At 61.1% G+C, this 20,375-nt stretch carries 19 protein-coding genes and 1 riboswitch; of the genes, 14 read left to right on the forward strand and 5 right to left on the reverse strand.

The features are described from left to right. The first annotated feature begins 366 nt into the window (after nucleotides 1-366). Genes atpH through atpC form a run of 5 tightly spaced genes read left to right on the forward strand, consistent with a single transcriptional unit; the run spans nucleotide 367 to nucleotide 5,240 of the window. Nucleotides 367-915 (forward strand): ATP synthase F1 subunit delta, encoded by a 549-nt coding sequence (gene atpH / locus Asbog_RS00905; RefSeq protein WP_062165614.1) that lies wholly within the window; start codon nucleotides 367-369, stop codon nucleotides 913-915. After that, the gene (gene atpA / locus Asbog_RS00910) at nucleotides 915-2,450 is read left to right on the forward strand and encodes a F0F1 ATP synthase subunit alpha (protein ID WP_062163753.1); all 1,536 of its coding nucleotides are present in this window, start codon (nucleotides 915-917) and stop codon (nucleotides 2,448-2,450) included. The genes atpH and atpA overlap by 1 nt, the downstream gene beginning before the upstream one ends. Before the next feature lie 9 nt (nucleotides 2,451-2,459). Then, nucleotides 2,460-3,335: a F0F1 ATP synthase subunit gamma gene (locus Asbog_RS00915; RefSeq protein ID WP_062163754.1), complete on the forward strand. Its 876-nt coding sequence runs from the start codon at nucleotides 2,460-2,462 to the stop codon at nucleotides 3,333-3,335. Between the two features lie 26 nt (nucleotides 3,336-3,361). Continuing rightward, the gene (gene atpD / locus Asbog_RS00920; RefSeq protein ID WP_023979815.1) at nucleotides 3,362-4,816 is read left to right on the forward strand and encodes a F0F1 ATP synthase subunit beta; all 1,455 of its coding nucleotides are present in this window, start codon (nucleotides 3,362-3,364) and stop codon (nucleotides 4,814-4,816) included. Nucleotides 4,817-4,820: 4 nt separating this feature from the next. Continuing rightward, a complete protein-coding gene (gene atpC / locus Asbog_RS00925; RefSeq protein WP_023979816.1) occupies nucleotides 4,821-5,240 on the forward strand; it encodes an ATP synthase F1 subunit epsilon in 420 nt (139 codons plus the stop codon). A 237-nt stretch (nucleotides 5,241-5,477) separates the two neighbouring features. On the opposite strand, the gene queF is transcribed toward atpC, so the two are convergent. Then, nucleotides 5,478-5,948 (reverse strand): preQ(1) synthase, encoded by a 471-nt coding sequence (gene queF, locus Asbog_RS00930; protein WP_023979818.1) that lies wholly within the window; start codon nucleotides 5,946-5,948, stop codon nucleotides 5,478-5,480. A 29-nt stretch (nucleotides 5,949-5,977) separates the two neighbouring features. Between queF and rnd the strand changes: the two genes are divergently transcribed. Together rnd and Asbog_RS00940 are read left to right on the forward strand one after the other, a co-directional pair. Next, nucleotides 5,978-7,162, forward strand: a complete 1,185-nt coding sequence (gene rnd, locus Asbog_RS00935) for a ribonuclease D (protein ID WP_062165615.1) — start codon at nucleotides 5,978-5,980, stop codon at nucleotides 7,160-7,162. Between the two features lie 298 nt (nucleotides 7,163-7,460). After that, on the forward strand, nucleotides 7,461-8,210 hold the full coding sequence (locus tag Asbog_RS00940) for a GcrA family cell cycle regulator (RefSeq protein ID WP_062163755.1): 750 nt from the start codon (nucleotides 7,461-7,463) through the stop codon (nucleotides 8,208-8,210). Nucleotides 8,211-8,291: 81 nt separating this feature from the next. Here the strand turns inward: Asbog_RS00940 and Asbog_RS00945 are convergent, their stop codons facing one another. Beyond that, nucleotides 8,292-8,807 carry a bactofilin family protein gene (locus tag Asbog_RS00945; protein ID WP_035444197.1) on the reverse strand — a complete coding sequence of 172 codons (516 nt, stop codon included), beginning with the start codon at nucleotides 8,805-8,807 and terminating at the stop codon, nucleotides 8,292-8,294. A 477-nt stretch (nucleotides 8,808-9,284) separates the two neighbouring features. On the opposite strand from Asbog_RS00945, the gene Asbog_RS00950 reads away from it, so the two are divergent. From Asbog_RS00950 to Asbog_RS00965, 4 genes are all read left to right on the forward strand, one after another. Further along, entirely contained in the window at nucleotides 9,285-10,262 is a 978-nt protein-coding gene (locus Asbog_RS00950; protein WP_062163756.1) for an adenosine kinase, read from the forward strand. Between the two features lie 308 nt (nucleotides 10,263-10,570). Continuing rightward, nucleotides 10,571-12,394 (forward strand): translational GTPase TypA, encoded by a 1,824-nt coding sequence (typA, locus tag Asbog_RS00955; protein WP_062163757.1) that lies wholly within the window; start codon nucleotides 10,571-10,573, stop codon nucleotides 12,392-12,394. Nucleotides 12,395-12,616: 222 nt separating this feature from the next. Beyond that, complete coding sequence (locus tag Asbog_RS14450) at nucleotides 12,617-12,922, forward strand: hypothetical protein (RefSeq protein ID WP_062163758.1); 306 nt, start codon at nucleotides 12,617-12,619, stop codon at nucleotides 12,920-12,922. Between the two features lie 226 nt (nucleotides 12,923-13,148). Continuing rightward, nucleotides 13,149-13,982 (forward strand): SDR family oxidoreductase, encoded by an 834-nt coding sequence (locus tag Asbog_RS00965; protein ID WP_062163759.1) that lies wholly within the window; start codon nucleotides 13,149-13,151, stop codon nucleotides 13,980-13,982. Nucleotides 13,983-14,068: 86 nt separating this feature from the next. Here the strand turns inward: Asbog_RS00965 and Asbog_RS00970 are convergent, their stop codons facing one another. Genes Asbog_RS00970 through Asbog_RS00980 form a run of 3 tightly spaced genes read right to left on the reverse strand, consistent with a single transcriptional unit; the run spans nucleotide 14,069 to nucleotide 17,551 of the window. After that, nucleotides 14,069-15,328, reverse strand: coding sequence for a D-amino acid dehydrogenase (locus Asbog_RS00970; RefSeq protein WP_023979251.1), 1,260 nt, complete (start codon nucleotides 15,326-15,328; stop codon nucleotides 14,069-14,071). Beyond that, nucleotides 15,325-16,470, reverse strand: coding sequence for an alanine racemase (gene alr / locus Asbog_RS00975; protein ID WP_062163760.1), 1,146 nt, complete (start codon nucleotides 16,468-16,470; stop codon nucleotides 15,325-15,327). Before alr ends, Asbog_RS00970 begins: the two co-directional genes overlap by 4 nt. 58 nt (nucleotides 16,471-16,528) lie before the next feature. Then, nucleotides 16,529-17,551 carry an NAD(P)/FAD-dependent oxidoreductase gene (locus tag Asbog_RS00980; RefSeq protein ID WP_062165616.1) on the reverse strand — a complete coding sequence of 341 codons (1,023 nt, stop codon included), beginning with the start codon at nucleotides 17,549-17,551 and terminating at the stop codon, nucleotides 16,529-16,531. Between the two features lie 209 nt (nucleotides 17,552-17,760). Continuing rightward, a riboswitch (SAM-I-IV-variant riboswitch) is annotated at nucleotides 17,761-17,872 on the forward strand. Nucleotides 17,873-17,930: 58 nt separating this feature from the next. On the opposite strand from Asbog_RS00980, the gene Asbog_RS00985 reads away from it, so the two are divergent. The 3 genes from Asbog_RS00985 (at nucleotide 17,931) to tsaE (ending at nucleotide 20,295) form a co-directional block, all read left to right on the forward strand. Then, on the forward strand, nucleotides 17,931-18,956 hold the full coding sequence (locus tag Asbog_RS00985) for a threonine aldolase family protein (protein ID WP_062165617.1): 1,026 nt from the start codon (nucleotides 17,931-17,933) through the stop codon (nucleotides 18,954-18,956). Continuing rightward, nucleotides 18,953-19,591: a trimeric intracellular cation channel family protein gene (locus Asbog_RS00990; RefSeq protein WP_231944617.1), complete on the forward strand. Its 639-nt coding sequence runs from the start codon at nucleotides 18,953-18,955 to the stop codon at nucleotides 19,589-19,591. The genes Asbog_RS00985 and Asbog_RS00990 overlap by 4 nt, the downstream gene beginning before the upstream one ends. A 269-nt stretch (nucleotides 19,592-19,860) precedes the next feature. After that, entirely contained in the window at nucleotides 19,861-20,295 is a 435-nt protein-coding gene (gene tsaE / locus Asbog_RS00995) for a tRNA (adenosine(37)-N6)-threonylcarbamoyltransferase complex ATPase subunit type 1 TsaE (protein ID WP_062163761.1), read from the forward strand. Nucleotides 20,296-20,375 lie beyond the last annotated feature (80 nt).

Consider the following 20,375-nt stretch of genomic DNA (forward strand, 5'->3'; position numbering starts at 1 on the left):
ATCCCCGCGAGAGAGTCATGACGCTGCCTTGAGCCTGCATGGGTGCAGGTCCTGGCAAGGCCGGTATTTGGGCAGGGGCTTCCCGCCAGAAGAAAGGCAAGGCGGCGATTTCAGCGCCTCGGGGCCCAGAGTGTCAGTTGCACTTGGCGCGGCCTGCGTGCTAGACGCCCCGCGAGGCCTGATCCGTTATTGCGGAATCGGGACGAACAGTCTCGTTATCTGAGTCATGATCAATCGGTTCCATGAACGATGCGTTGGGCACATGCCCTGCACTATGGTCGCGATGGTCATCAGGATGTTTGTGTAATTGGGGTGGGAACGCCGGACGTGACAGTGGTCGAAACAGCCGAGGCACCGCAGGTCAGCATGGATGCGTCGGGGGGCATGGCGCAACGCTACGCTCTCGCGCTCTACGAATATGCTGAAGAGAAATCGGTGCTCCCTGAAGTGCTGGATCAGGTGCGCGCCCTGCGCAAGCTGATCGCGGAAAGTGCGGCACTGCGCGAATTTCTGGCCGACCAGAGCCTCGATTCCCGCCAGGCAGGCCAGGGCCTGGAAGTTGTTCTCAAGGCGCAGGGCTTCAGCGAGACGCTCAAGCGCTTTGTTGGTGTGGTGTCACGCAACCGTCGTGCATCACGCATTGATGAAATTCTCGGTGCCGTTCTTGCCCTCGACGCCAAGCGCCGTGGCGAGACGATTGCCGAAGTGCGCAGCGCGCAGCCTCTGACGGCTGGTCAGCGCAGCGCCTTGCAGACTCGTCTGGCCGAGGCGGGCTATGCCCGTGTCTCCATGATCGAGCGCGTTCAGCCTGAGTTGATCGGTGGTCTTGTCGTGCAGATTGGCGCCAAGCTTTTTGATACCTCCATTCGCGGGCGTCTGACCCGCATCCAGAATGCCATGAAGGGAGCCGCGTGATGGATATCCGTCCCGCAGAGATTTCGGACATCCTCAAGCAGCAGATCGCGTCCTTCAATGACGAAGCGCAGGTCTCCGAGACGGGCACCGTCCTGTCCATCGGCGACGGTATCGCGCGCGTCTATGGCCTGTCGAATGCCATGTCCGGCGAAATGGTCGATTTCCAGGCTACGGGCGACCGCGGCATGGTGCTGAACCTTGAAGAGGACAGCGTCGGTATCGTCGTGTTCGGTGATGGCGATGGCATCCGTGAAGGTGACACCGTCACCCGTACGGGCGCCGTGGTTGAAGTGCCGGTCGGCAAGGGGCTTCTGGGTCGCGTTGTTGACGCGCTCGGCAACCCGATCGACGGCAAGGGCCCGCTGACCGACGTCGTCATGAAGCGCGCCGAAGTGAAGGCTCCGGGCATCATGCCGCGCCAGTCCGTGTGCGAGCCGATGCAGACCGGTATCAAGGCGATCGATGCCCTGGTGCCGATTGGCCGTGGCCAGCGTGAACTCGTGATCGGTGACCGTCAGACCGGCAAGACCGCCATTCTGATCGACACCATCGTGGCCCAGAAGCCTGTCAACGCCACGGGTGACGAGAAGCAGAAGCTTTACTGCATCTATGTCGCTATCGGCCAGAAGCGTTCGACCGTTGCCAACCTCGTTCGCACGCTGACGGAAGAAGGCTCGATGGAATACTCCATCGTCGTCGCCGCCACAGCGTCCGACCCGGCACCGATGCAGTATCTCGCACCGTACTCGGCCTGCTCGATGGGTGAGTTCTTCCGTGACAACGGCATGCATGCCCTGATCTGCTATGACGATCTGTCGAAGCAGGCTGTGGCCTATCGCCAGATGTCGCTGCTGCTGCGTCGTCCGCCGGGCCGTGAGGCTTTCCCGGGTGACGTGTTCTATCTGCACTCGCGTCTGCTCGAGCGCGCTGCCAAGATGTCCGACGAGTTCGGCGGTGGTTCGCTGACGGCTCTGCCGGTGATCGAGACGCAGGCTGGTGACGTTGCCGCCTATATCCCGACCAACGTGATTTCGATCACTGACGGTCAGATCTTCCTTGAGACCGACCTGTTCTACAAGGGCATCCGCCCCGCCGTGAACGTCGGTGGTTCGGTGTCGCGCGTTGGTTCGGCTGCCCAGATCAAGGCGATGAAGCAGGTTGCCGGCAAGATCAAGCTCGACCTCGCCCAGTACCGTGAAATGGCTGCGTTCTCGCAGTTCGCTTCCGATCTCGACCCCGCTACCCGCAAGCAGCTTGAGCGTGGCGCACGCCTGACGGAACTGCTGAAGCAGCCCCAGACCTCGCCGCTGCCGGTTGAGGAGCAGGTTGTCGTGCTGTTCGCCGGTACGCGTGGCTTTGTCGACGTGGTCAAGGTCGATCAGGTCGTGCGTTACGAAGCCACTCTGCTGGCCGAAATGCGCAGCTCGGGCAAGGTCATCCTCGACGCCATCCGCACTGATCGTCAGATCAAGCCGGAAGTCGAAGCCAAGCTGACCGAACTGCTGACGGCGTTCAACAAGCGCTTTGCAGCCTAAGGACGGACCATGCCCTCGCTGAAGGAACTGCGCGCCCGGATCGCGGGCGTGAAATCGCAGCGCAAGATCACGAGTGCCATGAAGATGGTCGCAGCGTCCAAGCTGCGCCGTTTTCAGAAGCACGCCGAGGCCTCGCGTCCCTATGCTGCCGCCATGCGCCGCATGTTGTCCGAGCTTGCGACGGCAACTTCAGGCCAGGGCGAGTTGCCCGTGCTTCTCGAAGGCGGCAAGGGTTCGACCCATCTTGTCGTTTTGCTGACCAGCGATTTCGGTCTGGCGGGTGGCTTCAATGCCAATCTGGTGCGCTCGGTGCGTCAGATCGTCTCGCGTCTCGAATCGCAGGGCGAAACGGTGCGTATCCTGCCGGTCGGCCGCAAGGGCGGTGAGGCCATGGCGCGCATCTTCCCTGGCAAGCTGATCGAGCGTTACGAAGGCACGGCTGGCCGCGAGGTACAGTTCCAGAAGGCTGTCGACCTCGGCCAGCGCGTTACCGAACTGCTTACCGATGGTCAGGTCGATCGCGTGACGGTGGTGTTCAACCGCTTCGTCAACGCCATGACTCAGATCCCGACGGAAGAGGCGCTCGTTCCGCTGCCCGTGGCCGAGAACGACAACGCCAGTGAATATACCGCTCAATATGAATTTGAGCCCAATGAAGCCGAGCTGCTCGCTCAGCTTCTGCCGCGTAATATCCAGGTCCAGTTCTTCGCTGCGCTTCTTGAAAGTGCGGCTGGTGAGCAGGGTGCACGCATGACGGCCATGGATAACGCGACACGGAATGCAGGCAAGGCGATCGACTCTCTGTCGCAGCGCTATAACCGCACCCGTCAGAGCAACATCACCAAAGAACTTATCGAGATCATCTCCGGCGCTGAAGCCGTCTGAGACTTTTACGCAGGAGCCGAAATACGATGTCCGAAACTCTGTCGTCTGCCAGCAGCAACGTCGTGGGTCGCGTGACGCAGGTCCGCGGTCCCGTGGTCGATGTCCAGTTCGAAGGCACGCTGCCGCATATCCTTAATGCGCTGCACGTCCAGATTGGCGACCAGACCCTTGTGCTCGAAGTGGCACAGGAAATTGGTGAGCGCGAAGTGCGCTGCATCGCCATGGACAGCACCGATGGTCTGGTCCGTGGTAGCGAAGTGAAGGATACCGGTGCCCAGATCACGGTGCCGGTTGGCCCGGCGACGCTCGGCCGTATCCTCAACGTCATCGGCGAGCCCGTCGATGAGCGCGGCCCTGTCGTGTCCGACAAGCACTATCCGATTCACCGCAAGGCTCCCTCTTTCGAGGACCAGGCTGCGGCTTCCGAGATTCTGGTCACCGGAATCAAGGTTGTCGATCTGCTCTGCCCGTACCTCAAGGGCGGCAAGATCGGCCTGTTCGGCGGCGCTGGCGTTGGCAAGACCGTTATCATCCAGGAGCTGATCAACAACATCGCCAAGGCTCATGGCGGCGTGTCCGTCTTTGCCGGTGTCGGTGAGCGTACGCGTGAAGGCAACGACCTGTATTTCGAAATGCAGGATGCCGGCGTGATCAAGATCGGTGAAGACGGTTCGACGGCTGGCTCCAAGGTGGCGCTGGTCTATGGCCAGATGAACGAGCCGCCGGGTGCCCGCGCTCGCGTTGCCCTGTCCGCCCTTTCCCTCGCAGAATATTTCCGCGATGAGGAAGGCCAGGACGTGCTGTTCTTCGTGGACAACATCTTCCGCTTCACGCAGGCCGGTTCGGAAGTCTCGGCTCTGCTGGGTCGTATTCCTTCTGCCGTTGGCTATCAGCCGACGCTGGCCACCGAGATGGGCGCCCTTCAGGAGCGCATCACCTCCACCAAGAAGGGCTCGATCACCTCGGTTCAGGCCGTTTACGTGCCTGCCGACGATCTGACCGATCCGGCACCTGCCGCGACCTTCGCCCATCTTGACGCCACGACCGTGCTGAACCGCTCGATCGCGGAAATGGGTATCTATCCGGCTGTCGATCCGCTCGACTCCACCTCGCGTTCGCTCGACCCCAAGATCGTTGGTGAAGAGCACTATCAGGTGGCGCGTGACGTGCAGCGTATTCTCCAGACCTACAAGGGCCTGCAGGACATCATCGCGATCCTGGGCATGGACGAGCTGTCGGAAGAGGACAAGCAGGTCGTGGCGCGCGCGCGCCGCATCCAGCGCTTCCTGTCGCAGCCTTTCCACGTTGCCGAGGTCTTCACGGGTTCGCCGGGCAAGCTCGTCGCTCTCGATGACACCGTGCGCAGCTTCAAGGCTATTGTGGCCGGTGAGTATGACCACCTGCCGGAAGGCGCTTTCTACATGGTCGGGCCGATCGAAGAAGCGATCGCCAAGGCCGAGAAGATGAAGGAGTCGGCGTAAGCCCATGCCGGTTCAGGTCGAAATCATCAGCCCGGAAAAGCTGCTCTTCCGCAAGGAAGTCGAAATGGCAGTCATCCCGGGCGAGGAAGGCGATATCGCGGCCATGCCGGATCATGCGCCGATCATGCTCCTGCTGCGCGGTGGCGTCGTCTCCCTCTATGAGGGAGGCGTCGTAACCGAGCGCTTCTTCGTCTCCGGTGGTTTCGCCGACATTACGGCAGATCGCTGCACGATTCTCGCTGACGAGGCCCTGCCGATCAAGGACATCGTCCTGACCGAAGCAGAGTCCCGCCTCGAGACCCTCGAGCTTCAGCTGACCAATGTCGCAGCTGATGACCTTGCGGATATCGAGCGCATCTCTCGCAAGATCCAGTCCACCCGGGCTGCAATCGAGGCGGCTGAGGCTGCACACCCGATCTACTGATCGGGCATACCCGTTACCGAAAAGGCCGGCTCCCCCCAGGGTGCCGGCCTTTTTGTTTGGCTCTCGACTGATTCGGTTTCAGATACCGCAAGGGATTACGCACTGGCCTTGCGGCTCATCGCTATCAGGTCCGGCCTGAGGCCAAGACGTAAGGTGGTCTGATCCTTACATCACGCCGGTACCACCAATAGGTTGGTACGGCACAGGCCGTATTTGCCGGGTTTGTATCTCGTGCTCTCAGCCGCGGCCGCGATAGCCGGGAACATCCTGTGCAGGCACCCACACGCCCTCGGGCGGCAGGCCAGTCTGCCAGAACACGTCGATGGGAATACCCCCGCGTGGATACCAGTAGGCACCAATACGTAGCCATTTCGGGTTCAGCACCTCGACCAGTTTCGTGGCAATGCTGACAGAGCAATCCTCATGAAATGCGCCATGATTGCGAAAGCTGGTGAGATAGAGCTTGAGCGACTTGCTTTCGACGATCCACTCATCCGGAATGTAATCGATCACGATATGAGCGAAATCGGGCTGACCCGTTACCGGGCAGAGCGATGTGAACTCAGGTGCGGTGAAACGCACCACATAATCGCGGCCCTTATGCGGGCTTGGCACACGCTCGAGCGTTGCGGTTTCCGGGCTGTCCGGCTGCACGGTCTGTCGGCCAAGCTGGCTGAGTGCCGCGAGATCGTTCTCTGATGTGGTCATGTGGGTCTGCCCTGATGTATGGATGGGAAATGCAAGTGTCTCAAGCCGGTTTCCCAGCCCCAGTCATCGTGTCTTCTACAGACGATTTGGCGCAACTCTGCGCCCGACTCAAGCAGGAGCCGTTCGTTACGATCGATACGGAGTTCGTGCGGGAGCATACATACTGGCCTGAACTTTGCGTGGTGCAGCTCGGCGGCGTGTCCGATGTCGCCGTGATTGACACGCTGGCGCCGGGGATCGACCTTGCGCCGCTGGCCGATCTGCTGGCAACGGAAAGCTGTGTGAAGGTCTTTCACGCTGCCCGTCAGGATCTGGAAATCTTCCTGCATCTGTTCGATGTCCTGCCGCGCTCTATTTTCGACACACAGGTGGCGGCAATGGTGGGGGGCTATGGCGATCAGGTAGGTTATGACACGCTCGTCAATGCCATTACCGGCGCGAGCATCGACAAGACCCATCGCTTCAGCGACTGGGCAGCGCGCCCCCTGTCCAAGGCACAGATCGCCTATGCCGCAGCAGATGTCACGCATCTGCGCGATGTCTATCTTGCCCTGCATGACGAACTGGAAAAGCAGAACCGTCTGCACTGGGCTGATGCCGAGCTTGCTGTCCTGAACGATCCGGCAACCTTCCGCCCCGATCCGCGCCGCCAGTGGGAGCGGCTGAAGGCCCGCACCAATAACCGTCGCATGCTTGGCGTCTTGCGCGAGGTTGCGGCATGGCGTGAACTTGAGGCGCAGGCGCTGAATATCCCGCGTCAGCGCCTTATCCGCGATGAAAGCCTGCTCGAAATTGCGGCTGTTCGCCCGCAGGATACTGACGCTCTCTCCCGCGTGCGTGGTGTCTCTCGTGGCTTTGCCGAGGGCAAGGCCGCACCGGGTCTTCTGGCGGCAATCCAGACAGGCCTTGATCTGCCCGAGAAGGACCTCCCGCGACCGCCGCGCAAATCCGAGGGGGCCAAGCCTTCTGCGGCGTTGGTTGCGCTGCTCAAGGTCGTGCTTGCCGCCAGTTGCGAGGCCAACCGCGTGGCTCCCAAACTTGTCGCGACGAGTGAGGATCTGGACAGTCTGGCGCTGGGTGAAACCGATAGCCCGGTTCTCAAGGGATGGCGCCGCGCCGTTTTCGGCGAGGATGCCCTTGCGCTTCTGCGAGGTGATATCCAGCTTGCCGTTGAAGGTCGTTTGGTTAGGCTGATCCGCGACGATCAGGCCTGAAGACTGCTCTGATCTCGTGTCAGATCCTGCCCTGCGGTAGCGCCCGGAGGCATCATCCGGAGGCAGGGCGCGGCTCAGGCGAAGCCTGAGAAGAAATGCTGCAGGGGATCAGCGACCGGCGGCCCCTGTCAGAGATTGTCACGTCATTCTTTGGTAATTCACGCGGGTTCAGATTGACTTGAGCAAGAGCTCTGTGTTTATGCGCCAGTCTCATTATAGAAAAATCCGATTTACGGATTGAGCAAGTCGTATCGACACCCTAGTTTTACGTCACAGGACTGAATGAGGAGCACGGGCGATGGAATGGACTGACGAAATAATCTCCCGTCTTCAGACGCTTTGGCAGGAAGGACTATCGACAGCCGAGATCGGGCGACAGCTCTCGATCACGAAAAATGCTGTCGTGGGCAAGGCTCATCGTCTTGGTCTGCCGCCACGCCCTTCGCCCATCCGTGCTGCAGCCAAGTCCCGCAAGGATGCTGCTCCTGAGACGGGCGTGGATACCACGTCGGCGCCGTCCGCTGAAGCTGTCGCGCCAAAAGCTGCGGAACCGGCCACAATCCCGGCCATTGAAAAGCCGCCTGCCAAAGCTGCTGAAAAACCCGTCGAGGCAGTGCAGGAAAAGGCCAGCGAGGTTGTCGGCGTCAAGACAGCACCTGTCGCACTGGTAGAGGATGCGCCGGCCCCGGTCATGGCTGGCCGTCCAACCGCCACCACGCCGACATCGTCTGCTGCCGGGTCGGCTTCGGCCAGTCCCGCTGCGACAAGCGAAGATGAGCCTGCCACTGCCGCGAAATCCGCTCCGCCCCGCAAATCCGCAGAGGCCAAGACCATGGCGCCAGATCTGATGCTCCGCCCGCTCCTGCGCCCGCTGACGGCTGACACGTCACCGCGTCGTGGTCCGGCTTGCTGCTGGCCCAACGGCGATCCTGGAACCCCCGGTTTCCATTTCTGCGGAGCCAAGCCCGTTCCCGGCAAGCCCTACTGCGCCGAGCATTGCGCGATTGCTTATGTGAAGCTGCGTGACCGTCGCGAAAGCGTTGGCTGAAACGGGCCCGAACAAGGATGAATGAAAAAAGCCCGGTCCTGCTGGACCGGGCTTTTTTTGTTGCATGTCGCCAAAAACGGATCAGGCTGAAGGGGTGGTCTCTTCAGTCTTCTCAGTTGCGGGGACGGGGGCTTCGACAGGGGCCGGGCGAGCAGGCATGTCGCCTGTGATCATTTCCAGATGACCCGTGATCTGGCCACCATCCTCGACCTGCAGGCGGCGGGTGCGCGTCTTGCCAATCAGACGGCCCGTAGCACGCACGGTCAGATTGCCACGAACGGTCAGTGTGCCGTCGATCGTGCCCGCAAGGTCGGCATCCTCAACTTCGATTTCACCGCGGAAGACACCGCCCTGTGCAACCGAAAGCTCGGTGGCCTGAAGCAGCGTGGCCTCAACCGTTCCCTCGACAACAAGGCGCTCGGCATCCTGGATCGAACCCTGCACCGAAATGCCGCGTCCAACGACCAGCGTGCGGCGGTCGGTCGCTTCACGACGCCCGCCAGGTGCCGAAGCCGCTGCTGCCGCGGGGCGGGCAGGGGCTGCCGGGGTGGCAGGCGTGGCAGGTGAGGGAGGGGTGGGGAACGGCGAACGACCCATCGCGGCAGAATCCTTGACTTGTGAGGCTGGTGAGGCGTCAGCCGCTGGGGCCGGACGCTCGGGGAAAAGCGAAGCGCTGCCCGTCGTAGGGGCAGCCGGTTTTTGGCCGATACTGGCCGATGCACCTGAAGATGAGGGCGTTGCTGTATCTTCTGGTTTGCGTCGTTTGAACAAGAGAACCCCGCTGCGCGTTCTGAAAGGTGGCGGTTCGGGTGCCGCTGGCGGCTGGTGACAGGCGCAAAATCACCTCAGAGGTGCTTCACGCCCTAACCCGGCTTACACGTTATGTTGCGCAAGCGACAAGCGGATAAACAGCAGGTTTTCGCGGTTTTTGACCATGACCCGGTCTTGTGTCATGGCCTGTCGGAAAGAATGCCGAACCTGTCGTTCACGCAACATTACGATCACGTCTGATCATGTTGATTTCATGGCGTGAACTCTGTTTTCTCCACTTAATTTCATCGCATCGGAGCCCTCATGACTGCACCCACTCTCGATCTGCTCTGCGTCGGCAACGCGATTGTCGATATCCTTGCACAGGTTTCGCACGAGACACTGACGGCGCTCGGCTCGCCACTGGGCAGCATGACATTGATCGATGCCGATCAGGCCGCTTCTATCGAGGCAAAGATCACCCCGGAGCAAATCATGGGTGGCGGTTCCGCCGCCAACACGGCGGTCGTTGCAGCCCGTCTGGGCGCTCGCGTCGGGTATCTGGGCAAGGTGGCAGATGATGAGGCAGGGCTCGGCTATGCCCGAGACATCGCCGCGCAGAAGCTGTTCTACCCCTCAGCCCCCGTTCAGAACGCCGATCGCCCCACCGCGCGCTGCATCATTCTCGTCACGCCTGACGGGCAGCGTACCATGCACACCTATCTGGGCATCTGCACCGAGTTCGGACCCGAGGATGTGGATCAGGCAGCCGTCTCCGCCGCCGCCGTGACCTATATGGAGGGCTATCTGTTCGACAAGGACCGCGCGCAGGCCGCTTTCATCCTTGCGGCCGAGACGGCGCACAAGGCCGGTCGCCGCGTGGCCCTGACCCTGTCGGATACGTTTTGCGTGGCACGCCATCATGCTGCCTTCCGTGCGCTGGTCGCCGGGCATATCGATATTCTCTTTGCCAATGAGGCCGAGATCTGTGCCCTCTACGAGACCGAGGATTTCGACGCCGCCGCCACGCAGGCCGGGCGTGACGCTGCCCTTGTCGTGCTGACCCGCAGTGAGAAGGGCGCGGTCATTCTCTCCAATGGCGAGAAGCTGGTCGTTCCGACGGAACCCGTGAAGGTGGTCGATACGACGGGTGCGGGCGATGCCTTCGCTGCCGGTTTCTTGGCTGGACTGGCCAAGGGCCGCAGCCTCGAAGCATGTGGTCGTCTGGGCAACGAAGCTGCTGGTGCGATCATCACCCGCATGGGGGCACGCCCTGCCGCGGATTTCGCGCTCAAGGCCTGAGGGCTGTTTCGGGGCGCCGCCCCGAACTCTGCCAAAGGGCAGTCGCCCTTTCGAAACCCGCGCCTCTATACCTTGCCTTACTACACAGGGAAGAAAGGGCTTAACTCTTTCAAAGAGGCGGGGCAGGGGCCCGTATTACGTTGGAAGAAGGCCCGGAAATGCTAAAAAACCCGGTCTTTCCGATCCTTTCATTGCACTCTGACGGGAAATTGTGCAGAACACGGCCAATCCGTCAGTCCCGGCTTTGTGTCGTTCCCAGGGAGCGATCCGGCAGGGCATGACCCTGCAAGCCCGATCAGGACCGCTTCATGGAAATCCGTAACATCGCCATTATCGCGCACGTCGATCATGGCAAGACCACCCTTGTTGACCAGCTTCTCAAGCAATCCGGCTCGTTCCGCGAAAACCAGCACGTTGCTGAGCGCGCGATGGACAGCAATGACCTCGAGCGTGAGCGCGGCATTACCATTCTTGCCAAGTGCACCTCGGTCGTCTGGAACGAGACGCGTATCAACATCATCGACACGCCGGGCCACGCCGATTTCGGTGGTGAGGTCGAGCGTATCCTGAGCATGGTGGACGGCGCGATCATCCTGGTCGACTCGGCTGAGGGCGCTCTGCCGCAGACCAAGTTCGTGCTGGGCAAGGCGCTGGCCCGTGGCCTGCGTCCGATCGTGGTCGTGAACAAGATCGACCGTGGCGATGCCCGCCCCGACGAAGTTCATGAAGAAATCTTCGACCTGTTCGCAGCTCTGGGCGCCGACGAGCATCAGCTCGACTTCCCGATGCTGTACGCCTCGGGCCGTCAGGGCTGGGCCGATCTGGAAATGAACGGCCCCCGCAAGGATCTGTCCCCGCTGTTCGACCTGGTGCTGCGCCACGTGCCGACGCCGGGCCTCGACAAGGAAGCGCCGTTCGGCATGGTTTCGACCATTCTCGAAAGCGACAACTTCCTGGGCCGCATCCTGACGGGTCGTATCGAGCAGGGCCGCGCCCGCGTGAACATGCCGGTGCGCGTGCTGCGCCCCGATGGCACGATCGTGGAAACGGGTCGTCTGACCAAGCTGCTGTCGTTCCGCGGTCTGGACCGCGTGCCGGTGGATGAAGCCGAAGCTGGTGACATCGTGGCTGTGGCCGGTCTGTCCGACGCCACCATTCCCGACACCATTGCAGACCCGGCTCTCGATGCGCCGCTGCCTTCGACCCCGGTCGATCCGCCGACCCTGACCATGACCTTCCGCATCAATGACGGCCCTCTGGGCGGTCGCGAAGGCAAGAAGGTGACGTCGCGCCAGATCCGTGACCGTCTGTTCAAGGAAACCGAAGGCAACGTGGCCATCAAGGTGACCGAGAGTGCCGAAAGCGAAGCCTTCGAGGTTGCCGGTCGCGGTGAACTCCAGCTTGGCGTGCTGATCGAGACCATGCGTCGCGAAGGCTTCGAGCTGACCATCGGTCGTCCGCGCGTTCTCTTCCGTAACAACGAAGAGACCGGCGAGCGTGAAGAGCCGTACGAAGAGGTTCTGGTCGACGTTGACGAGCCCTATTCGGGCGTGGTCGTCGAAAAGATGTCGATGCGTAAGGGCGTGATGCAGGACATGCGTCCGTCGGGTGGTGACAAGGTCCGTCTAACCTTCCTCATCCCGTCGCGCGGCCTGATCGGCTATCACGGCGAGTTCCTGACCGACACGCGCGGCACGGGCATCATGAACCGTCTGTTCGCGGGCTATAAGCCCTATGCAGGCACGATCGATGGCCGTCGCAACGGCTCGCTGATCTCGGCAGAAGACGGTGCGACCACGCAGTACGCCCTGTTCTCGCTGCAGGATCGTGGCACGCTGTTCGTCGAAGCTGGCGAGAAGATCTACACGGGCATGATCCTGGGTGAGCATTCGCGCGAGAACGATCTCGATGTGAACGCTGTCCGTGAAAAGAAGCTGACCAACATCCGTGCCGCAGGCAAGGACGATGCGCTGCTTCTGACGCCGCCGCGCAAGATGAGCCTTGAGCAGGCTATCGCCTATATCGAGGACGATGAGCTGGTTGAGGTGACGCCTTCTGCCGTGCGTATCCGCAAGCGCTACCTGGACCCGAACGAGCGCAAGCGTATGTCGAAAGTCAAGTCAGACGCCTGACACTAAGGAAAGGCCACCATTCGGTGGCCTTTTTTTATGATCATGTCGGCATTAAGGCATAAACATGCCTTTACGGTGCGATTACACGTATTTTATCTAATTTTCTTCAAGACGAGACTGAAAAATACTGATAGCGTTCGTTACGTCATAAGTGCAGGCGGCCTGTTCTACAGTCTGACTGACGCCTGTGATTATGTGAATTCGTATTCTGGAGCTTGTTTTATGCTCGTTTTCAATCGTCGTCTTCTTACCGGTGTTGCCGCTCTTGCCATGACGCTGAGCGCTCCTGCTTTCGCTCAGACCACGCAGGAAGCAGCCCCGGCAGCCCCTGCTGCTGCAGCTTCCGCTGCCCCGGCAGCCGCGCCTGCTGCTCCGGAAGCTACGGCCCCGGCTCCGGCCTCTGAAGCAGCTCCCGCTGCTCCGACGGAAGACAAGGCTGCCACGCATAAGGGCAAGCACAAGCACAAGCACAAGCACCACAAGAAGGGTGCAGCAGCTGCCGCCGAGAAGGACGCTGCAGGCAACTGATCGATCACATGATCGAGTTTGAAAGACGGGGCCCGAAAAGGCCCCGTTTTTTTGTGCCTGTTACTTCGGGTCTATCTCATGGGTTTCTTGGCCGATTGATGAATGATCGATATAGGTTCACGCTGAACGGGGCGTCTAATCACCGGTAATGCTCGCCTCTATACCTCTCTCCATCGGCGATGCTTCTTTAGGAGGCATACCCATACGGGAACGGGAGACAGGGATAGTGAGCAGGGAAATCGTGGTCGTCATCGGTGCGGGTGGTATTGGTCTGGCCATTGCGCGACGACAGGGCATGGGCAAGCATCTGCTCCTGGTCGATATCGATCAGGCTCTGTTGCAACGCACGGCTGGGACCCTGCGCGACGCCGGCTATGACGTGGCAACCCAGGTGATCGATGTCTGCTCGCCAGAAAGCGTTCACACACTTGCCCAGATGGCTGCTGCAATGGGGCCGGTCATGCAGGTGATCAATACGGCTGGCGTTTCGCCCAATATGGCCCCACCCGCCAAGGTGCTTGAAGTCGACCTTTACGGTGCTGCACTGGTATTTGAGGCCTTTGGCGAGGTGATTGCCTCTGGTGGATCAGGCCTGATCGTTGCCAGCATGGCAGGGCATATGCCCCATCCACTTTCCCCGTCGGACGAGACGCAACTGGCGCTGACCCCTGCGGCCGCGCTGCTTGAGCTGCCCTGCCTGCAACCTGATGTCATCACTGACAGTATGATGGCTTATATCGTTGCCAAGCGCGCAAACAGTCTGAGGGTGCAGGCCGAGGCGGTGAGATGGGGCACACGCGGTGCGCGGGTGAACGCCATAAGCCCAGGGATTGTGGTCACCCCGCTTGCCACGCATGAACTGGCTTCCGCATCGGGTGACGCCTATCGCGCCATGGTCGAGGCCTCACCGGCGAAACGTATGTCACCCCCTGATGAGATCGCAATCGCAGCTCATTTTTTGCTTGGGCAGGATGCCGGTTTCATTACGGGGGGTGATCTGCTGATCGATGGCGGTGTTATCGCGGCCATGCGTGCGGGGCAACTATCTGCACCGGGCTGAGCATTGGTGTTTCCGCCAGGCCCGGCAGGAAGGCATTCGAGGGGGAGGATCCCCCTCTCATACTTAGGCCAAAGCCTTGTGTGGCTTCAGGACGTGTAGCGGTCCAGCGACAGATCCAGCGAAGGGATATCGGTACGCTTGCCGCTGATGCGGTCGGCGAGGATGCGGCCCGAGCCGCAGGCCATGGTCCAGCCAAGCGTGCCGTGGCCCGTGTTCAGCCACAGATTGCTGTAGCGCCCGGACGGACCAATGACGGGTGTGCCATCCGGCGTGCAGGGGCGCAGCCCGGTCCAGTAGCGGGCACGGCTCAGATCGGCACCGCCGAACATGTCGTTGAACGACAGTTCGAGCGTTTCGCGACGGTCCTGACTCAGCTTGAGGCGCCACCCCGTCAGCTCCGCCGTACCACCAATGCGAATACGATCGCCAAGGCGCGTCATGGCAACCTTGTAGGTCTCGTCATTGACCGTGGAGGTCGGGACACGGCTCTCATCGGTGATCGGGGCTGTCAGCGAGTAGCCCTTGACCGGATAGACCGGCAGATCGAGTTCGATGGGCTTGAGCAGGCGGGGCGAGTAGCTGCCCAGTGCCAGCACATAGGCATCGGCTGTCAGGCGGCCCGCACTGGTGCGGATACCATAGATGGCGTCGCTCGCCGCTTCGATGGCCTCGATTTCGGTGCGGAAGCGGAAGCTCACGCCCTTCTCCGCCGCCATGGCGGCAAGGCGCTGTGTGAAGAGATAGGCATCTCCGGATTCGTCACCGGGCAGACGCAGGCCACCCTTGAGAATCTGACGCGCGCCGGCGAGGCCGGGCTCGTATTTCAGCACATCGTCCATGCCCAGCAATTCGTGGGCAACGCCGCTTTCCTCAAGCAGGCGCATGTCCTCATGGGCATGTTCGATCTGCTTGTCGGTGCGGAAAAGCTGGATCAGGCCTTTCTGTCCATCGTCATAGGTAATGCCGGTGCTGCGGCGCAGTTCGGCCTGACAGTCACGGCTGTATTCCGCAATGCGCAGCATACGGCTCTTGTTGATGTCGTAGGCATGATGCGTACAGTTGGTCAGAAGCTGCGTCATGAAGCGCAGCATCGGCATGTTGACGGCAGCAGCACGCACAACCAGCGGCGCGTGCTTTTCGAGCATCCAGCGCATGGCCTTGAGGGGCAGGCCCGGCATGGCCCAAGGCGTGGAATAGCCGGGGGAGACCTGACCGGCATTGGCGAAAGAGGTTTCGAGCCCGACGCCCGGCTGGCGGTCGATGACCTCGACCTCATGACCCTGCTCGGCAAGATACCAGGCTGTGGTGACGCCGATGACACCGGCGCCCATGACGATGATCTTCATTGTGAACTCTCGATATATTCACGATGGAAGCGCTTCCCGAGTCCGGTCAGCAACTCATATCCGATCGTATCCAGTGCCGCGGCCAGTTCGTCCAGCGGACGATGGGGGCCAATCAGCTCGAAACCGGTGCCGGGGGGCAGGAGTTTGTCTCCCAGCGCGGTCAGATCCAGCGCCATGCAGTCCATCGAAATCCGCCCCACGATGGGCAACAGGATATCAGGGCTGTCAGGCAGAACGGCGCTGGCAAGGCCACCGCCGCGTCTGTGGAAACCATCGGCATAGCCGACGGAAAGGGTTGCGATGCGCGTGGGCTTTGTCGCGATGAAACGCGCGCTGTAGCCTACTGCCACATCCGGGGCGATCCAGCGATCCTGCACCATGCCGGCCAGCAGGGTGACAACCGGATGCATGGGATTGGCGCGATCCGGGGTCGGGTTGCCGCCATAGAGGGCATAACCGGGCCGGACCAGATCATGATGGAAGGCTTCCCCCAGAAAGATACCGCTCGACGCTGCAAGACTGGCAGGCAGGGCCGGGAGCTTGCGGCGCAGGGCCTCGAATTGCAGGCGCTGTCCCTCATTGCGCGGCGAATGGTGTTCATCCGCGCAGGCCAGATGGCTCATGATGTAATCAATGGCCAGATCGGCAAGGGTGTTTTCGGCAATAAGCGTATCGATATCGGCTTCGGACAGACCGAAGCGCGACATGCCGCTGTCGAGCTGAAGCAGACAGGGGGAGCGCACGCCCGTATCGCGGCATAGCGCGGCCCAGCGGCGGACATGGTCGAGGCTGTTCAGAACCGGGGTGAGGCCTTTGTCCTGCAAAAGCGCCTCGCTGCCGGGAGCCGGGCCATTGAGGATACAGATGGCAGCATCGGCCGCCAGAACGGGGCGTAGCTCCAGCCCCTCCTGAACGGTGGCAACAAAGAACCGGCGGCATCCGGCGCGATAGAGGGCTGGGGCGACACGCGTCACACCCAGCCCGTAGGCATCCGCCTTCACCGCGGCCCCGACGGCGACATCGGGTCCCACACGGGATTTCAGCAGTTGGTAATTCTGCTTGATGGCGTCGAGGTCGATACGAAGCCATCCACCGGCACGTCTGACTGCGTCGGTTTGCGCCTCGTCTGGCTGGGTTGTCATCAGGGTTCGCGTCTTTCGATCATTTCGGGATCATACTAAACCGGGGCCCTGTCACGGCTCAAGACCCTGACGGCACACCCTTACTTGTGGAATATTCAAAGTGAAGGGCCTGATCGGGGTGGACGATAGGGTGAATGGCATGGGCTGCCATGGCTCCCTCGCTGAACCCCTGCAGGATCAGCTTCAGCTTGCCGGGATAGGTGGCGATGTCACCAATGGCAAAAACGCCGGGCAGGCTGGTTTCCATGCTGGAGGGCGTGACGGGAATCGTGCTGCGCACGGTATCGATATTCCAGGTGGCAATCGGGCCGAGATCGGTCGAGAGACCATAGAAAGGCAGCAGCGTATCGGCTTCGATACGACGGGTCTGGCCCTCGAGATCGATCACATCGACCGCGGTAAGGGCGCCATTCTCGCCCTGCAATGCGTGAAGCTGATAGGGCACGACTTTTTCGATACGCCCTTCAGCCACACGGGCTTCGATCTGGGAGAGGGTTTCGGGCGCACCACGGAAGCGGTCGCGGCGATGAAGCAGGTAGATCTTTTCCGCAATGTCGGAAAGCGACAGCGCCCAGTCGAGGGCGGAATCGCCACCGCCTGCCACCACAATGCGCTTGCCTGCAAAATCGGCGCGCTTGCGCACGTAATACTGAACAGCGCCACTCGCCTCATAGGCATCGAGACCATCGAGCGGCGGGCGATTCGGGCCGAACGCACCCGCTCCTGCCGCGATGATCACGGCGCGCGCCGTCACCACATTGTTCCTGTCTGTCTCGAGCGTGAAGGCGCCGCGCTGGCCCGACAGCTTTTCCACGCGCTGGCCCAGAAGGCGGGGTACATCGAAGGGGGCGATCTGGGCATCGAGCGCGGCAATCAGGGCACCGCCTTCAATCGAGGGGTGCGCCGGAATGTCATAGATCGGCTTTTCAGGATACAGCGCCGCGCATTGGCCACCAATCTCGCTCAACGCGTCAATCAGCACGCAGGAAAGTTTGAGCATGCTGCACTCGAACGCGGCAAAAAGCGCGGTCGGCCCTGCACCGATAATGGCCACATCGATGTCGAGAGGGGTCTGGCCCATGTCAGCTGTCATCCATATCTGTCCGGCCTGCTGGCCCGGTCATGCTTCGCAACGAGGCTGAAAGAAACCACATTCTTTCCTGCGATGCACCCCCCTCACATGGCTTCTGTGCCTGTTGGGTCGTGTCACTCTGTTTTCAGGCGGTTGTCGGCTGATAGACGTCCGGAGAGGCTTACCCTTGCCGTGGCGCTGGGGCTTTGATACGAGAGACCCAGCATCAAGAGCCGGTATCGTTTCACCGGCGCCAACCTGCTCCCGGGCAAGGTGGTATCTCCGGGCAACCGGAGAGATGTGGCCGCTCCGGCAATCTCGGGACACGCCACACCCTCCTTGCCGCAAGCCCATACTGCTTTTTCAGAAGCGCAAGGATTTCCAGCCTGTGGCCCAGCAATTTGCCAGTGACAATTATGCCGGTATCTGCCCCGAAGTATGGGACATCATGCATCAGGCCAATAAAGGCTCCGTTCCGGCCTATGGCGATGATGAATGGACCAGCCGCGCCGCTGACAGCTTTCGTGCGCTGTTCGAGACGCGCTGCGAGGTGTTCTTTGCCTTCAACGGCACGGCAGCCAATTCACTCGCGCTGGCGGCGCTCTGCCAGTCCTATAACAGTGTGATCTGCTCGTCTTTCGCCCATGTCGAAACCGATGAGTGTGGAGCCCCCGAGTTCTTCTCCAATGGCTCCAAGCTGCTGGTGGCGCGGACCGATCATGCCAAGCTTTTCCCCGAGGATATCCGGGCGCTGGCAACCTGTCGCAGCGATATCCATTACCCCAAGCCCAAGGTGGTGACGATCACCCAGCCAACCGAGACGGGCGAGGTCTATTCCCTGGCCGAGATAAGCGCCATTTCAGAAACCTGTCGCGAGCTCGGGCTGCGTCTGCATATGGATGGCGCACGCTTTGCCAATGCCTGTGCGGCACTGGGCTGCACCCCTGCCGAAATGACATGGCAGGCGGGTGTGGATGTATTGTGTTTCGGGGGCACCAAGAACGGCATGGGGGTAGGCGAGGCGATTCTGTTTTTCGACTCAGCCCTTGCCGAAGGCTTTGACTATCGCTGCAAGCAGGCCGGGCAATTGGCCTCGAAAATGCGCTTCATTTCCGCGCCCTGGATCGGTCTGCTTGAAAGCGGGGCCTGGCTGCGCAACGGCGCACATGGCAATAGCTGCGCCCGTGCCCTGGCCTCGCGTATCGAGGCGCTTCCGGGCTTGTCGCTCATGTTTCCCGTGCAGGCCAATGCAGTGTTCCTCAAGGCGCCGGAGGCCGTGCTGGAGGGGCTGCGCGAGCGGGGCTGGCGTTTTTACACCTTCATCGGTGGGGGGGCGCGTTTCATGTTTGCATGGGATGCCGATCCGGCCCGCGTGACGCAGCTGGCCGATGATATTGAGGCCCTTGCCGCGTGAGCCCAGCGACACTTGCTTCCATCCATGCGTTATCAGCCTCCACCCTGTCGGATCTCGATATGGCAGGAACGGCGGTCTTTGCGATCTCCGGTGCGCTCGTGGCAGCCAAGGCACGGCAGAACATCGTGACCTTTGCCTTTTTTGCGGCCATGACAGGGGTTGGTGGCGGGACGTTGCGTGACCTGCTGATTGGCGCTCCGGTGTTCTGGATGCATGCGACAGCGCCTCTGGCTGTGTGTCTGGGCATCGCCTTGCTGGTCTGGTTCACGCCGCATCGCTACTGGCACGAACGGGCGATCGACTGGTTCGATGGGCTGGGGCTGGCATCCTATGCCGTTTACGGCGCAGCCAAGGCCATTGCCTACGGTATCCCCTGGCTACCTGCCGCCATCATGGGCGTGGTGACAGCCTGTATGGGCGGCATCATACGCGATGTTCTGGCCGGCCTCCCCTCGATCGTGATCCGTCCGGAATTATACGTCACCGCCGCCGCGCTGGCTGCCGGACTTTATGTTGGCCTGACCGGGATGGGTGTGCAGCCTATCCTGGCTGGCGCGGTCGCGGTCGTTCTGGGCTTTGCCCTGCGTGGTCATGCGATCCTGCACAAGGTTGATCTGCCTGCTTACCGACGATAGGGGGCTGTAAGGCCTTTTCCTCGAGTTCGGCGCGAAAGAGGCCCTGTCAAGGAAAGGCCTGCGCCTTGAGGAGAGATTTTTCTGGAGCTGACCGTAGTACTCCACAATGCTTGACGATGACACGTGAAACGAGACCGTTTGGTTATTCACGGTGCTTCGGTCCTCGCCACGACAAACAACACTGATCTCCGTGAGCGGGTAAGCCGGCCGTCGCGGCCTGATATGCTTTCCCCTACCCATCACACCTATGCGGTTCTAGACTGATCTCCATGAATGTCCTGTCTCTGCCCAATCAGCCCGCCACCGAAGCCTTTGCTGTCCGTCTGGCAGAGTTGTCGAGACCGGGGGATGTGATTGCGCTGCGTGGAGAGATGGGTATGGGCAAGAGTGTCTTTGCCCGGGCGTTCCTGCGTGCGCTGGCGAGTGATCCTTCGCTCGAAGTACCGAGCCCGACATTCTCTCTGGTGCAGATCTATGAGTTGCCCAAGGCCACCGTGGCGCATTTCGACCTCTGGCGGCTGGACGGACCTGACGCCCTGTTCGAACTGGGATGGGACGAGGTTCAGCAAGGAATCATGCTGGTGGAGTGGCCCGAGCGCGCGGGTGAGGAGCTTCCTTCGCATGCCCTGCATCTGACGCTGCTGCCGGGGACGGGGGAAACGGAGAGGATGGCGCAGGTCACGGGATGGGATGACCGGCTGTGACAATGGTGACGTCTCGTGCGTGACTATGAGCGTCGTATCGACGTCTCACAGGCCATGATTCTCGTCGCTACCGTCAGGTT

The organism is Asaia bogorensis NBRC 16594, assembly GCF_001547995.1.
In the GTDB taxonomy this organism is placed as follows: domain Bacteria; phylum Pseudomonadota; class Alphaproteobacteria; order Acetobacterales; family Acetobacteraceae; genus Asaia; species Asaia bogorensis.

Coding starts and splice junctions, on each gene's coding strand:
- Asbog_RS00940 (WP_062163755.1), top strand. CDS start 7,461: ATGGAATGGACTGACGAAATAATCTCCCGTCTTCAGACGCTTTGGCAG.
- alr (WP_062163760.1), bottom strand. CDS start 16,470: ATGACAACCCAGCCAGACGAGGCGCAAACCGACGCAGTCAGACGTGCC.
- Asbog_RS14450 (WP_062163758.1), top strand. CDS start 12,617: ATGCTCGTTTTCAATCGTCGTCTTCTTACCGGTGTTGCCGCTCTTGCC.
- Asbog_RS00970 (WP_023979251.1), bottom strand. CDS start 15,328: ATGAAGATCATCGTCATGGGCGCCGGTGTCATCGGCGTCACCACAGCC.
- Asbog_RS00950 (WP_062163756.1), top strand. CDS start 9,285: ATGACTGCACCCACTCTCGATCTGCTCTGCGTCGGCAACGCGATTGTC.
- atpD (WP_023979815.1), top strand. CDS start 3,362: ATGTCCGAAACTCTGTCGTCTGCCAGCAGCAACGTCGTGGGTCGCGTG.
- rnd (WP_062165615.1), top strand. CDS start 5,978: ATGCAAGTGTCTCAAGCCGGTTTCCCAGCCCCAGTCATCGTGTCTTCT.
- atpC (WP_023979816.1), top strand. CDS start 4,821: ATGCCGGTTCAGGTCGAAATCATCAGCCCGGAAAAGCTGCTCTTCCGC.
- Asbog_RS00980 (WP_062165616.1), bottom strand. CDS start 17,551: ATGGGCCAGACCCCTCTCGACATCGATGTGGCCATTATCGGTGCAGGG.
- typA (WP_062163757.1), top strand. CDS start 10,571: ATGGAAATCCGTAACATCGCCATTATCGCGCACGTCGATCATGGCAAG.
- atpH (WP_062165614.1), top strand. CDS start 367: ATGGATGCGTCGGGGGGCATGGCGCAACGCTACGCTCTCGCGCTCTAC.
- atpA (WP_062163753.1), top strand. CDS start 915: ATGGATATCCGTCCCGCAGAGATTTCGGACATCCTCAAGCAGCAGATC.
- Asbog_RS00915 (WP_062163754.1), top strand. CDS start 2,460: ATGCCCTCGCTGAAGGAACTGCGCGCCCGGATCGCGGGCGTGAAATCG.
- queF (WP_023979818.1), bottom strand. CDS start 5,948: ATGACCACATCAGAGAACGATCTCGCGGCACTCAGCCAGCTTGGCCGA.
- tsaE (WP_062163761.1), top strand. CDS start 19,861: ATGAATGTCCTGTCTCTGCCCAATCAGCCCGCCACCGAAGCCTTTGCT.
- Asbog_RS00945 (WP_035444197.1), bottom strand. CDS start 8,807: ATGGGTCGTTCGCCGTTCCCCACCCCTCCCTCACCTGCCACGCCTGCC.